The following is a 13,715-nucleotide window of genomic DNA, read 5'->3' on the forward strand; positions in this document are numbered from 1 at the left end:
AGTAAGAGGACACTGGAGCCGTACCCACACACGCCAGGGAGGCTTCATGAACATCGATCTCGCCGGACGCACCGCGCTGGTGTCCGGTTCGACGCAGGGCATCGGGCTGGCCATTGCGACCAAGCTGGCACAGTCGGGCGCACGGGTCGTGGTCAACGGCCGCTCCCAGTCCACCGTAGACAAGGCCGAAGAGCAGATCGTCGACACCGTTCCCGGCGCCCGTGTCATCGGTGTGGCCGCGGATCTGGCCACCGCCGAGGGCGCCGAACTGCTCACCGCACGCGTGCCCGCTGTCGACATCCTCGTCAACAATCTCGGCATCTTCGGGTCGAAGCCCGCACTCGACATCGACGACGACGAGTGGCGTCGCTACTTCGAGGTCAACGTGCTGTCGGCCGTGCGACTGATCCGCACGTACCTGCCCGGGATGATGGACGGACGATGGGGCCGAATCCAGAACATCTGCAGCGACTCCGCCGTGGTGATCCCGGAGGAGATGGTCCACTACGGCATGACCAAAACCGCGTTGCTGGCGGTGACGCGCGGGTTTGCCAAGACTGCTGCCGGAACGGGCGTCACGGTCAACTCCGTCATTGTCGGTCCGACGCACACCGGCGGCGTCGAAGATTTCGTCGCCGAGTTGGTGGGAGACGATCTCCCGTGGGACGAGGCGCAGGCGAAGTTCATGAAGGAGCATCGCCCGAACTCGTTGATCGGCAGGCTGATCGAGCCCGAAGAGGTCGGCAACATGATCGTTTACCTGAGCTCCGAGCAGGCATCAGCGACGACGGGTGGAGCCCTGCGCGTCGACGGCGGCTACGTGGACTCGATCCTGCCCTGTTGCGCCTGTGCGCTGCGCGCCCGTGTGTGAAAAGTGCTGTTCCAACAACGTTTTTCGCACACGGGCGCGCAGCGCACTAGTCCTTCGGGCCGCCGGCTGCGTAGACGATTTGGCCGGAGATGAAGCCCGCACCTTCGCTGACGAAGAAGGAGGCGAGGTGCGCAATGTCGTCGGGGTGACCGACGCGATTGACCGGAATCTGTGATGCTGCGGCGGCTTTGAACTCTTCGAACGGCATGCCGACGCGTTCGGCGGTGGCAGCGGTCATTTCGGTCTCGATGAACCCGGGCGCGATCGCGTTGGCGGTGACGCCGAATTTGCCGAGTTCGATGGCGAGTGTTTTGGTGAAGCCCTGCATGCCCGCTTTGGCTGCGGAGTAGTTGGCCTGGCCGCGGTTGCCGAGCGCGGAGGTGCTCGACAGGTTGACGATGCGTCCCCACTTGGCGTCGATCATGTGCTTCTGGATGGCGCGGGCCATGAGGAAGGATCCGCGGAGGTGCACTCCCATGACCGAGTCCCAGTCTTCGACGGTCATCTTGAACAGCAGGCTGTCGCGGGTGATGCCGGCGTTGTTGACGAGCACTGTCGGAGCGCCGAACTCGGTGGCGATTCGGTCCACGGCCGTCTTGACCGATTCCTCGTCCGATACGTTCGCACCGATGGCGACGGCTTGTCCGCCTGCCGCTTCGATGGCGCCGACGGTGTCGGCGCAGGCTGCTTCGTCGAGGTCGACGACGGCGACGCCGAAACCGTCCTTCGCCAGGCGCTTGGCCACTGCGGCGCCGATTCCTCTGGCACTTCCGGTGACTACGGCGGTCTTCACTGCATCACTCACGTGTTTCTCCTGTGCGATCGGCCGAAATACCTCGGGGGGACTGTTCTACCAACACCGTGACCGGAATCAATAGGCGGCCACCGCGCCGTCGAGCGCCTTCTGCATTCTGCTCGCGACGGTTTTGGTGATGTGGAGGGGCTTTTCCGGTAGGTCGGAGATCGGGGTGTCGATGTAGACGCTGGCGTTCTTCAGCTTTTCCGAGCCCGGCCCGTAGCTGAGTCCGATGCACACCAGCACGGGTTCGACGCCGAGCGCCCGCACTCGTGCGACGATGTGGCCGATTCCGCTGCCGACCTTCTGCACCTGCGTCGGGTCTTCGAGGTTGCAGGTGCCCTCGGGGAACACCGCGAGGTCGTCTCCGCGGCGCACACGTTCGGCGCTGATGTCCATCATTGCGTTGCCCGCCGCGCTGACCGCGCGCATCCCGTGGTTCTTGCCGCGGAAGACGGGGATGCCACCCATCATGTCGATTCGCCTGCGCTGCTTGGGTTCTTGAAACAATTCGTCCTTCGCAAGCACCCGCGTACGGCCGATTACCGGACGCAGCGGACTGGCCCACGCCGTCGCGGCAACGGTGTACGGATCGGTCTCGGACAGGTGATTGACGGCGATGATCAGTCGCGTGTCGTCGTAGACCAGCCGGCGCAGCTCTTCCCGCGTACCGTCCGAGTACCCGACCCGCGGCTTGAACCGTCGGGCGAGTGCTGCGTACGCGAGCCGAGCCACCTGACGGTTCTGCTGATGCCTCAGATAGAAGTCGTAGACAGCTTCGTTGTTTTCCAGAACTACCGCGGGTCGATCCATGGAGCGAGCTTAGCTGTCGGCACCTCAGCCGAAGACGGGGAACTTTCGCTTTCGCGCGAGGTCGTCCATGCCGTCCTGGATACGGCGGCGGACCTCGTCGTACCTGGCGTCGACGTAGGCGTCGTCGTCACAGAGAACCGGGTCGTGGTCGACGGCGACGGGCGGCATGAAGCGGGTGCGGATCTTGGCCGGCAGCGGAATCTGCGGCAACGCCGCGGGCGAGATGATCCACGGCAGCGACAGTGCCAGCGGGAAGACCTTCAACCTGGCGATGCGGTCGAGCCGAAGCACGCGTGCGAGCTTGTCGCCCCGAATGAGCACCGGCATCGCATCGGCACCGCCCACGGTCGCGACGGGAACGATCGGCACACCCATGCGGATGGCGAGTTTGATGAAGCCTGTCCGGCCACCGAGCGTCGCGACGTCGCGTTCGGTCCACGGACGAAGCGAGTCGACTTCACCTCCCGGCCACACGATCACGTCGCGTCCCTCGGCGAGCGCGGTCGACATCGAGTCCGGCGCCGCGGGCAGCACCCCCATGGATCGGAACACGCGTCCGATGAGGGGGAACGCCATCAGGGCGTCGTGGGCCGTGCCGTGCAGCGTGCGTTCGGCACCGAAGTGCCGCCACCACTGCGCGCCGACGGTCCAGGCGTCCCACACGAACGGTGCTCCGGTGTGTACACCGACCACCAGTACCGGTGGCTCGGGGATGTTTTCCCACCCGTCGATCTCCATACGAAACCACTTGTCGGTGACGAAGCTCCAAAATTTGACCTGGCGGTCCATCGCCACGGTGTTCTGGTCGTCGAGGCTCCAGTCGCCTGCTCGCTCGGCGACGTAGCCCCCCAGCCCACCCCCGTGCTGTTCGCGTCGGTGCTTCATCTTCGTCCTGGCTGCTGCGGCGTAGCGCTGTGCCTGCTCCCGCAGCCCTCCCCCGTGACCTGCATCACTCATACGATGCACGGTACGCGCTCCGTTTCGGCGTCCGAGTCCGGCACGAGCGGTCGTGGGTTCATAACAACAGAAGCAACAATCGCCCGCAGCACAGGCGACGGTTGTTAAGGTCGGATTCCGAAGCCGAACGAATGAGGTGTTCATGGATCCGATCGAGCCGGCATACGGTACGACGACCCTGCTGTTGATCGCGGCCGGTGCGGTGGCCGTACTGCTCTTCCTCATCATGAAGGTCAAACTCCATGCCTTCGTTTCGCTCGTCCTCGTCAGTGCGGTCACCGCCGTCGCAGCGGGCATTCCGCTCGCCGACGTGCCCGCCGCTCTGCTGTCGGGATTCAGTACCACCCTGGGTTCGGTCGCACTGCTGGTCGCTCTGGGCGTGATGGTCGGTCGATTACTCGAAATCACCGGCGGCGCACAAGTGTTGGCGGACACGCTGATCAACCGCTTCGGCGCGAAGAGAGCTCCACTGGCCCTCGGCATCGCAGCGCTCATCTTCGGTTTCCCCATCTTCTTCGACGCCGGCCTCGTCGTCTTCCTACCGATCATCTATACCGTCGCACGACGGTTCGGCGGTTCGATCCTGCTGTACGCCTTACCCACAGCGGGCGCTTTCGCCGCGATGCACGCCATCGTGCCACCACATCCGGGTCCGGTGGCCGCTACCGAACTCCTCGGCGGAGATATCGGTACGGTCCTCATCCTCGGCGTTCCCGTTGCCGTCGTGGCGTGGTTCGTCGGCTCGTACCTCGTCGGTACCGCGCTCGGGCGCCGGTTCGACGTCGCGCTGGTCGACGTCATCGCCGGCCCCCAGAACCCCAACGCCCCCAAGACGGCAGCAGGCACCGGCGACGGCGTTGATGCCGACGACCGCGTCGAGCAAGGGATCGACGAGACGAACCGTTTCGGTACCCCACCCAAATTCGGCACCGTCCTGCTCATTTTGTTGACGCCGCTGGTTCTCATTTCGCTGAACACCGTCGTCAACACACTGTCCACCGCGGGAACCATCGACGGCGACGCGACGTGGGCGGCAGCGTTCGTTCTTCTCGGCCAGACTCCGATTGCTCTGCTGATCACGCTGTTGCTGTCGATCTTCCTGCTCTCGCCCGGACGCTTCCCTGTGGCGGACGCAGCCAAGTACATGGATCAGGCTCTCGGCCCGATCTGTTCGATCATCCTCATCACCGGCGCGGGCGGCATGTTCGGCGGCGTCCTCCGCGCGAGCGGCATCGGCCAGTCGCTCACCTCATCGCTGTCCGGCCTGGGGCTGCCGCTCATCCTGCAGGCCTTCCTCATCGCCACGGCTCTTCGCGTGGCGCAGGGTTCGGCAACCGTGGCACTGACCACCACTGCGGGTCTCATCGCCGTCCAGGTCGCAGAGGAAGACCTCAGCAACTTCAAGATCGCCCTACTCGTCTTCGCGCTCGCTGCAGGCGCGACCGTGCTTTCCCACGTCAACGATTCCGGCTTCTGGCTCGTCAGTCGCTTCTTCGGCATGGACGAGAAGACGACCCTGAAGACGTGGACGGTCATGGAGACCACGCTCGGCCTCGCCGTGTTCGCCCTCGCCTCGTTGCTGTGGGTGGTGTTCTAGTTCGGCGCAGGATTCACCCATCAGGGCTGGAGAGGCGCCAGCGCGTAGAACCCCTCGATATGTTCGCGCACGAGGCCGGCCGCTCGCGCTCCTTCACCGCGACGGAGCGCGTCGACGATTCCGCGGTGCTCGCATCGAAGGTCGACGGCCACCGCATCCCAATTCGGCAGTGCCGGAACGGCTGCCATGACGTACCCGTGGATGGAGTCACGAAGCGAGGTCATCATGGCCTCGACGAGGACGTTTCCCGCGAGCGCTGCCAGCTGCACGTGTAGTTCGGCGTCGAGCAGATGGAATTTTTCGGGCTCGAGGCGCAGGTCCCCCATCCGGTCCAGCAAACGTTCGATACCCGTCAGATCGGGATTTCGGCCCGCAGCCTCGTTGAGTGCCCACGATTCGAGCAATACGCGGGTCTGGACGACGTCATGGATGGGAAGGAATTTCGTGGCCATGTGCAGACGGAGAGCCGACCCGATCGACGTGGCCGGGTCGGCCATCACGTATGCGCCTGCGTCCGGGCCGGATCCCACCGCGGTGCGGACGACGCCCATCGCTTCGAGCACGCGAATCGCCTCGCGGATCGACGACCGACCGACGCCCAAGTCTTCGGCGAGCGCGCGTTCGGCCGGCAGACGATCGCCCACCTTGATACGGCCGGACGCCAGATCCTCTTCGATCCGGCCCAGAACCACCTCGTGTGCCCGCATGGACGCAGCCTAGTGACTTGCCCGCCCGCACCCACCCAGCACTCGGCTCGGCACTTCGATCAGCGCCGCATCGCCCGAACCCCGACGCTCAGGCCCACCGCGGCGACGCCCACCGCCGCGGCCACCCCGTACAGAACCGTCGAGGTTCCGAACTCGCCCGCGAACAGAGCGCGCTCGGCGTCGACGACGTAACCCAGCGGGTTGATGTCGACGAGGAACCGCATCCATGCGGGCGCACCGTCGAGCGGAAGCATGGTGCCCGACAGAATCAGAAGCGGGAACATCAGTGTCTGCTGCACCGCCCAGAAGACCCAGTCCTGAGCCTGAACCACCAGCGCCAGGGCGTACGACAATGCGCCGAGCCCGACGCCGAAGATGCCGAGTACGACGATCCCGATTGCGGCACCGATCGGATCGACCGACAAGCCGAGCGGCAACGCGACGACGACGATCAGCACTGCCTGCGCTGCAAGCGGAACGAGCTCTTTGACGGCACGGCCGATCAACAGGGACGACCTCGGTAACGGAGTGACGAGCATCCGCTCGTGCGACCCGTCGTGCAACTCCATCAACAAGTTGGAGCCGGTCATCGATGTACCGAAGATTGCGATCATCGCCAGCACGCCCGGGACGAACCAGTCCCAAACATTCCCGTCGCCGAGACCGGGGACGTTGCCGAGCAGCGGCCCGAACAACGCCAGCAGTATCAGCGGCTGGGTGAGACTGAAAACGACGGTGAAGGGATCGCGCACCGTGGGCCGCAATTCGCGGTTCATCACAATGGTGCTTCCGGCGAGTGTGTTCATCATTTCTCCTGGGGTATCAAGTTTTTGGCGGGTCCGCAGTTCGAGGCGGCAGCGATGTCAGACGGCAGCGATGTCAGACGGCAGCAGCGGTTTCGCGGAGGCTGCGACCGGTGAGGCCAAGGAATACATCGTCGAGGGTCGGGCGCGACATGTCGGCGGCCTCGACGCGCACACCGCGCCCATCGCTCAGTCGAATCAATTGCGGCAGAGCGGTTTCGGCACGAGTGACTCGGATGTTCAGGCGACGTCCGGACATGGTGACGTCACGGACGACACCGAGCTCACGCACGGAGTCGAGTACGCTCTCGGCCTCGTTGGGTGACTCGAACGTCAGCGTGACCAGGTCGCCGGCGAGCTCGGCCTTGAGCGCGTCGGCTGTGTCGTCGGCGATGATCGATCCCTTGTCGATGACGATCACCCGCTCTGCCATGGAGTCGGCTTCGTCGAGGTAGTGGGTGGTCAGCACAATGGTGGTGCCGAGTTCGCGGCGGAGCCGAAGGATGTGATCCCACAGGTTCGCTCGGCTCTGCGGATCCATTCCGGTCGACGGTTCGTCGAGGAACAGCAGGGGCGGCTTGTGCACCAATCCGATAGCGATGTCGAGCCGTCGGCGTTGACCGCCCGACAGTGTCGACACGGTGCGGCCCGCCAGCTCGGGGAGGTCAAGCGCGCCGAGCATCTCCTCCGCGCGTTTCTTCGACTCGTTCTTCGGTATGCCATAGCAGAGGCCCTGCGTGACGAGCTCGTCGCGCACCCGCTGGTTGTGTCCCCCGCCGTTGCCCTGGCCCACGTAGCCGAGGCGGCGTCGAACGGCATCACGCTCGTCGGTGACGCTGTGTCCGGCAATTCGAGCGGATCCGGATGTCGGCTCGAGCAACGTGGTGAGCATACGCAGCGTCGTGGACTTCCCGGCGCCGTTCGGTCCCAACAGGGCGACGAGCTCACCCTCCTGTACTGCCAGGTCGATACTCCGCACTGCCTCGACCGTCGTCTTGCCCTTGCCGAAGCTCTTGCTCAAGCCCTTCGTTTGGATCATCGGTGTACTCATGGTCCGTGTCGCCACCCTTCGTTCCTGCCCGTCGGTTACATCCGAGGACGTTAGGGACGATTGCGGCCGAATACGGTCCGCGATGAACCAGCAGAACCGACTGCGTGTAGTTCTCGTTCGATCGGGTATTCCCGGGCGAAACTACGAAGGGGACGCGAAGAGGATGGCAAAGAACACGAAGGTGCCGGGGCCACGCTGGATCAAGACGGCTCAGAACCGCACCGCCGCAGTCATGATCATGGCAGGAATCGCGGCAATCGGGCTGTTCATCGCCGCCCTCGCCGGAGGTTTCGAAGGATGGGTATGGATCGCGGCTGCCGCAGCCGTCATCCTCGTCGGTGGAGGCGTGTTCTCCCTACGTGCCGGAGCGCGACGCCCAGTGGAGCCACAACCGGTGGTCTACCGACCGGATTCGACGGACGTGGCCTTCGACGTCGACGTCGACACCGGACGACGTACTCCGCACAAGGAATAGGTTTCACCCGGCGCACAACCGCTTTCGTCTACGAGCAGAAAGCGCTCAATCGGTCGACGGCCGCAGCAATTCTCTCGACAACCGCTGGACGTGCGCGTGCACGCCGGCGACGATGTCGACTTGCCCGTCGGTGATGACCCATTGCAGTTGCAGTCCGTCGCTGACGGCGAGGCATTCGCGGGCAACTGCGTCGTAGTCGACGCTCCCGTCGAGCCCGTCACGGTCGATGCCCGCACGCAGTCGTTCGCCGAGCGCCGCGACGGCGGTGAGGTAGCGCTGCGCGTACACCTCGTGGGCGGGGCTCGACGGGTCGGCGGCTTCGGCGCTGACGAGAACGATGAGTTGGATGAGCCCGGGTTCGTCGAGGTAGCGGCGCGCAGCATCCACCATGTGGTCGAGGGTGGCGAGTCCGACGGCACTGTCGGGCAACGCATCCCACCACTGGGCGGAGTCGTCGAAGCGATGCTGCGCCACCGCGACCAGGAGATGCCGCTTCGTCGGGAAATGGTGTAGCAGCCCGCCTTCGCTGATCCCCACGTCGGACGCAATTCGTGTCATGGCCGTGCGGTGGTAGCCGTCCTCGGCGAATCGCGCGGCCGCCGTCGCTACGATCTGCTGCCTACGCTCGGCGCCCACCGAGTACGAACCGCGTACTCGTTTGCCAGTCCGTCCCGCCATGCCGCCAACCTACTGGAGACTCGATCGCAAAGAAACAAAGGATCCCTTGTTTTCATGTACTGTGAGTTCCATGGAACATCTCGACGTGGAGTTCGCATCCGGCCTCCGCCTGGACATCGTCGGTCCGCACGCCGTCGGACCCCGCCCGGCGATCGTGTGGCTGCACGGCGGCGGCTGGCGAATGCAAGACCGGAAAGCCCGACCAGACTTCGCCGCCCACTTCGCGGCCCGCGGGTTCGTGATGGTGTCGATCGACTACCGCCTCACCCCCGACACGGTGTTCCCCGGCCAACTCCACGACGTTCGTCGAGCACTGCGCTTCCTCCGCAATCGCAGTACCGAATTCGGGATCGACCGGAACCGAATCGGACTGTGGGGTTCGTCGGCCGGTGGCCATCTCGCTGCACTTGCGGGCGCGCACTCCTCTTCCCCACTGCTGCCCGGGGAAGAAGGCGAAGCAGGCGATGCCTCGGTTCAAGCAGTGGTCGACGGCTACGGCCCCTCGTCATTCGCCGATCAGGCCGACGATTCGCCGGAGGCAGCCCTTCTCGGAGGCCCGATCAGGAACAATCTCGAGCTCGCTCGCGCCGCCAGTCCCGCCCTCCAAGTTCGACCTGGCATGCCGCCGTTTCTGATCCTGCACGGCACCGCCGACACGATGGTCCCGTCAGCACACAGCGTCCGACTACACGAGGCGCTGATCGACGGCGGCAACGACTCCACCCTCTACCTCGTCGACGACTTCGGCCACGGCTTCCTCAACCCTGGCGACGTGCTCGAACTGGGCCCCGGCGTCTTCCTCGACCAAGGCAGACTCGAGGCGAACCCCGGCTCGCGCGCCGAAATCCACACCTACACAACCACTCACGGCGCTCTCTCGATGGATACCATCGCGGACTTCTTCCTCACCCACCTCGGACAAGGACAACAGCAATGACCACCCTGGACATCCCGGGCATCGAAGAAACCCACACTCTCGTTCCCGAGATCGACCGGCTGCCGGGGCGCCGTGCTCCGTATTTCATGTCCGCCGGCGAGGGGTTGCGATACGACCTGGGTGGGCAGCTCGTCACCGTCATTGCGCGGCCCGAAGACACCGGCAACCAGTTCGGTGCCGCGTTCGTGTCCGGTTGCCGAGGCGTCGAAACACCGTTCACCGCGCACGACCGCGAACACACATTCCTCTACGTATTCGAGGGCCACATCCAGCTGTGGCTACCCGACGAAACTCAGTTTCTCGTGCCCGGGGACTCAGCCACAATCCCTGCGGGCACCCCGTACGCGTATCGAATGCTCGCTCACGCCAACCGCTTTCTCAGTTGGACGAGCGCAGGCAACGCACATGCACTGGCCGCGGCGACGGGTACCCCGACCCAGTCGCACGTCTTCACCGGAGCGCCTTCGGCAACGCACCAGACGGAACTTGCAGAGCAGTTCGGCGTTCGGTTCGTCGATCTGGACAAGGTGGATCGCCCCGTGCTGACGGGCAAGGCGGTGCCGGCGCATGCCACACCGTTCGTACTGAAGGCCGGCGAAGGTGAGCGACTGAAGAGTCTCGGTCAGCTCAACACGTTTCTGACCCGGTCGCGAAACACCGCCGACTCGTACTTCGCAATGCACACCCGCGGCGCGAAGAGTCAGTACATCCCCCGGCATTTTCATCGCGAACACACCGAGAACTTCATCTGCGTCGAGGGTCGAATCCTTTTGCACGCGAACGGGAAAGAAATCTTGTTGACCAAAGGCGATTTCCTGCATGCGCCTGCTGGAACCATCCACAGCTTCGCTTTCGAAAGTCACAGCACGCAGATGCTCGGCATGTTGACGACCGGCGTCTTCGAGCGGTTCTTCGAATACATGAACACCCCGACGGACGATCGCATTCACGACGAAGCGGGCGACATGACGTTCCCGGGCGAGGGGTTCGCAAGGGCACGTGCCGAGCTGGACCTCGAGGTCGTCGGACCGCCGCCCGAGCGACAGTGAATACACAGAACCGATCAACAATGTCCGGACATCAGCACAGGAACTTGGTGTACTCTTCAAGTACATAGTGACACAGCACACATGACGGGCGCACACCGACCCGTCTCGATCAGGGGAGGGACACCACCCATGTCCACGTCCAACACGCCTGAACTCACGCCCGCACTCGCGACCCGAGTGCATCGGCACCACGTCGTCATCATCGGCTCCGGGTTCGGCGGCCTGTTCGCAGCGAAGCAGTTGCGCAAGGCCAACGTCGACGTCACCTTGATTGCCAAGACCACGCACCACCTGTTTCAGCCACTGCTCTACCAGGTGGCCACCGGCATCCTGTCCGAAGGCGAGATCGCACCATCGACTCGTATGATCCTCAAGGACCAGCACAACGCCTCGGTCATCCTCGGCGACGTGGGCGAGATCGACCTCCAGAACAAAACCGTCACCTCGCAGTTCCTCGAGCGCGTCACCGTGACGCCGTACGACAGCCTGATCGTCGCCGCCGGCGCAGGGCAGTCGTACTTCGGCAACGATCACTTCGCCGAATACGCGCCGGGGATGAAGACCATCGACGACGCCCTCGAACTCCGCGGACGCATCATCGGAGCCTTCGATCAAGCAGAGCTCGCCACCAGCCCCGAGGAGATCGAGCGCCTGCTCACCTTCGTCGTCGTCGGCGCAGGCCCGACCGGTGTCGAAATGGCCGGGCAGATAGCCGAATTGGCCAACAAAACACTCGACGGTGCATACCGCCACATCAACAGTCGTAGCGCAAAAGTCATCCTGCTCGACGCCGCACCCAAGGTGCTCCCGCCGTTCGCCGACTCGCTCGGCCAGGCCGCCGCGAAGCGTCTGACGAAGATGGGCGTCGACATCCAACTCGGCGCGATGGTCACCGACGTCGACGCCGACGGCTTGTCCGTCAAGGACAGTGACGGCTCGGTGCGACGCATCGCCGCGCGCACGAAGGTGTGGTCGGCCGGCGTCGCCGCAAGCCCGTTGGGCAAGACTCTTGCCGAGCAGTCCGGCGCGGAGATCGACCGTGCAGGCCGGGTTCTGGTGGGCGAGGACCTGACGCTCCCCGGCCACCCCGAAGTGTTCGTCGTGGGCGACATGATGAGCCGCGACAAGCTTCCCGGCGTCGCTCAGGTGGCCATCCAGGGCGGGCGCTACGCAGCACGGGTCATCGAGGACGGCGTCGAAGCCGTGCGGGCCGGTAAGAAGACGCCCGAACGGAAGCCGTTCGAGTATTTCGACAAGGGTTCGATGGCGACGGTCTCGCGCTTCAGCGCCGTCGCCCAGATCGGCCCGATCAAGATCACGGGCTTCCTCGCATGGGCGATGTGGCTTCTGGTCCACCTGCTCTACATCGTTGGCTTCCGGAGTCGCCTCACCACGGTCATCTCGTGGATGACCGCGTTCTTCAGCCGCGGACGCGGCCAGCTCGCCATCACCGAGCAACAGGTCGACGCCAGGCGAGCGATGTTCTACTTCACCGCGCCCGAAGCAGCCGGAGTGGCCATCACTGCACCGGAACCAAAATCCGCCACGCGCCCACTGCAAGACACCCGAGCGTAACCAGCAGGAACAGTCCGACCCAGACGATTCCGGGCAGGAACGTGAGCCGGGCCAACTGATCGGCGTCGGAGTCTCGCGCCCGTCCGCTACTGCGTGAACGTTGCAGTTCGAGGACGGGTCGCGGGCCTGCGATCAGCAGGAAGAACGTGATGAAGTACGCCGCTGCCACCTGCTGCTCACCGGTGCCCCACCACGACACCACGAACAACACCGCGCCGACGACAGCGAGCGAGAGCAACCCGTAGAGGTTGCGAATCATCAGCAGCATCAGAGCAATCGATACGACGCCGATCCACAGGACGGCCGTCGCGTGCTGGGTGCCGAGTACGAAGGCGGCCCCCAAACCCAGCAGTGAGGGTCCGACGTAACCGGCGAAGGTCATGACGATGACACCGAGACCCGTCGGCTTGCCCTTAGAGATCGCAACACCGGAGGTGTCGGAGTGCAACCTCACCCCCATGAGCTGCCGACCGGTGATCAACGCGAAGAACAGGTGCGCGCCCTCGTGAGCGATGGTGACGACGTTGCGCGCCACCCGCCAGGTCTGCGGAATCAGCACTATCGCCAACGCAACCACAGCTGCCAGCTGCACGATCCACACCGGTGGATCAGGACTGACCGCGGTTATGCGGTCCCAGAATTCAGACACACCACAGTATGGCGGCTAAGCACCGTCGCTCAGGACGCCTGACGCTCGGCCTTCTTGGCTTCCCTCGCGAAAGAACGATCGCGCATCTCCTCGAACTTGGTGGCCTGACGCTCGAGATCCTCCAGGAAGGCAGCGAGTTCTTCGCGCTTGTTCTCGCCCTGAGCGGTGAAATCTTCGCGCTCGAACACGCGCCACTTGCGGAGAACGGGCCAGACGACATCTTCGAGGTGCTGACGTAGGTCGTAGATGCCGTGCTTGGCCATGAGCACACCGTTGCGACGGAAATTCGGCATCCCGGCGCCCGGCATCTGGAAGTTCATGACGATGTCCGATACCGCGTTCAGCGTCTGGTCGGGCGCGATGTCCATGGCTGCGCCGCAGATGTTGCGGTAAAAAATCATGTGCAGGTTCTCGTCGGCGGCGATGCGTTGGAGCATGCGATCGGCGATCGGGTCGTCGCACACTTTGCCGGTGTTGCGGTGCGATACACGCGTCGCGAGTTCCTGGAACGTCACGTACGACACCGAGTGGAGCAGCCCGGTATGCGATCCGGACGGTGACGCGAACCCGTTGGTCATGTGGATCATGCGGGCCTGCTCGAGCGCCACCGGGTCGACGCCGCGGGTGACAACGAGGTAGTCGCGCATCACGATGCCGTGACGGTTCTCCTCGGCGGTCCAGCGACCGACCCAGGTGCCCCAGGCGCCGTCCTGGGAGAAGTTCTCCGCGATTTCGCGGTGGTACGACGGAAGGTTGT

General features: G+C 64.4%; 15 protein-coding genes. 6 read left to right on the forward strand and 9 right to left on the reverse strand.

Going from position 1 to position 13,715, the window contains the following annotated elements:
* Positions 1–46 precede the first annotated feature (46 nt).
* On the forward strand, positions 47–871 hold the full coding sequence (locus tag WBQ44_RS19695) for an SDR family NAD(P)-dependent oxidoreductase (RefSeq protein ID WP_495568352.1): 825 nt from the start codon (positions 47–49) through the stop codon (positions 869–871).
* 46 nt (positions 872–917) lie between these two features.
* Here the strand turns inward: WBQ44_RS19695 and fabG are convergent, their stop codons facing one another.
* The 3 genes from fabG to WBQ44_RS19710 all read right to left on the reverse strand — a co-directional run bounded on the left by fabG (position 918) and on the right by WBQ44_RS19710 (position 3,437).
* Positions 918–1,676: a 3-oxoacyl-ACP reductase FabG gene (gene fabG, locus WBQ44_RS19700; protein ID WP_495568353.1), complete on the reverse strand. Its 759-nt coding sequence runs from the start codon at positions 1,674–1,676 to the stop codon at positions 918–920.
* Between the two features lie 66 nt (positions 1,677–1,742).
* On the reverse strand, positions 1,743–2,480 hold the full coding sequence (locus WBQ44_RS19705; RefSeq protein ID WP_495568354.1) for a lysophospholipid acyltransferase family protein: 738 nt from the start codon (positions 2,478–2,480) through the stop codon (positions 1,743–1,745).
* Positions 2,481–2,504: 24 nt separating this feature from the next.
* Positions 2,505–3,437 (reverse strand): lysophospholipid acyltransferase family protein, encoded by a 933-nt coding sequence (locus WBQ44_RS19710; RefSeq protein WP_495568355.1) that lies wholly within the window; start codon positions 3,435–3,437, stop codon positions 2,505–2,507.
* Positions 3,438–3,579: 142 nt separating this feature from the next.
* Here WBQ44_RS19710 and WBQ44_RS19715 point away from each other — a divergent pair, with 142 nt between their 5' ends.
* A complete protein-coding gene (locus WBQ44_RS19715) occupies positions 3,580–5,034 on the forward strand; it encodes a GntP family permease (protein ID WP_495568356.1) in 1,455 nt (484 codons plus the stop codon).
* A gap of 20 nt (positions 5,035–5,054) precedes the next feature.
* On the opposite strand, the gene WBQ44_RS19720 is transcribed toward WBQ44_RS19715, so the two are convergent.
* The 3 genes from WBQ44_RS19720 to WBQ44_RS19730 all read right to left on the reverse strand — a co-directional run bounded on the left by WBQ44_RS19720 (position 5,055) and on the right by WBQ44_RS19730 (position 7,595).
* Positions 5,055–5,741, reverse strand: a complete 687-nt coding sequence (locus WBQ44_RS19720) for a FadR/GntR family transcriptional regulator (protein ID WP_495568357.1) — start codon at positions 5,739–5,741, stop codon at positions 5,055–5,057.
* Positions 5,742–5,800: 59 nt separating this feature from the next.
* Positions 5,801–6,550 carry an ABC transporter permease gene (locus WBQ44_RS19725; protein WP_495568358.1) on the reverse strand — a complete coding sequence of 250 codons (750 nt, stop codon included), beginning with the start codon at positions 6,548–6,550 and terminating at the stop codon, positions 5,801–5,803.
* A gap of 70 nt (positions 6,551–6,620) precedes the next feature.
* Positions 6,621–7,595, reverse strand: a complete 975-nt coding sequence (locus WBQ44_RS19730; RefSeq protein ID WP_495568359.1) for an ABC transporter ATP-binding protein — start codon at positions 7,593–7,595, stop codon at positions 6,621–6,623.
* A 163-nt stretch (positions 7,596–7,758) separates the two neighbouring features.
* On the opposite strand from WBQ44_RS19730, the gene WBQ44_RS19735 reads away from it, so the two are divergent.
* A complete protein-coding gene (locus WBQ44_RS19735) occupies positions 7,759–8,070 on the forward strand; it encodes a hypothetical protein (RefSeq protein ID WP_495568360.1) in 312 nt (103 codons plus the stop codon).
* A 45-nt stretch (positions 8,071–8,115) separates the two neighbouring features.
* Here WBQ44_RS19735 and WBQ44_RS19740 read toward each other — a convergent pair whose 3' ends face one another.
* Positions 8,116–8,748 (reverse strand): TetR/AcrR family transcriptional regulator, encoded by a 633-nt coding sequence (locus WBQ44_RS19740; RefSeq protein WP_495568361.1) that lies wholly within the window; start codon positions 8,746–8,748, stop codon positions 8,116–8,118.
* 70 nt (positions 8,749–8,818) lie between these two features.
* Here WBQ44_RS19740 and WBQ44_RS19745 point away from each other — a divergent pair, with 70 nt between their 5' ends.
* The 3 genes from WBQ44_RS19745 (at position 8,819) to WBQ44_RS19755 (ending at position 12,309) form a co-directional block, all read left to right on the forward strand.
* Positions 8,819–9,685 (forward strand): alpha/beta hydrolase fold domain-containing protein, encoded by an 867-nt coding sequence (locus WBQ44_RS19745; protein ID WP_495568362.1) that lies wholly within the window; start codon positions 8,819–8,821, stop codon positions 9,683–9,685.
* Positions 9,682–10,734: a quercetin 2,3-dioxygenase gene (locus WBQ44_RS19750; RefSeq protein ID WP_495568363.1), complete on the forward strand. Its 1,053-nt coding sequence runs from the start codon at positions 9,682–9,684 to the stop codon at positions 10,732–10,734. The genes WBQ44_RS19745 and WBQ44_RS19750 overlap by 4 nt, the downstream gene beginning before the upstream one ends.
* A 129-nt stretch (positions 10,735–10,863) precedes the next feature.
* Positions 10,864–12,309, forward strand: a complete 1,446-nt coding sequence (locus tag WBQ44_RS19755; RefSeq protein ID WP_495568364.1) for an NAD(P)/FAD-dependent oxidoreductase — start codon at positions 10,864–10,866, stop codon at positions 12,307–12,309.
* Here WBQ44_RS19755 and WBQ44_RS19760 read toward each other — a convergent pair.
* Positions 12,254–12,958: a M50 family metallopeptidase gene (locus WBQ44_RS19760; protein ID WP_495568365.1), complete on the reverse strand. Its 705-nt coding sequence runs from the start codon at positions 12,956–12,958 to the stop codon at positions 12,254–12,256. The genes WBQ44_RS19755 and WBQ44_RS19760 overlap by 56 nt on opposite strands.
* A gap of 29 nt (positions 12,959–12,987) precedes the next feature.
* Positions 12,988–13,715, reverse strand: a 728-nt coding sequence (locus WBQ44_RS19765) for an acyl-ACP desaturase (protein ID WP_495568366.1), incomplete at its 5' end; no start/stop codon positions are given.

Source organism: Rhodococcus sp. (in: high G+C Gram-positive bacteria), assembly GCF_049591685.1.
Classification (GTDB): Bacteria; Actinomycetota; Actinomycetes; order Mycobacteriales; family Mycobacteriaceae; genus Rhodococcoides.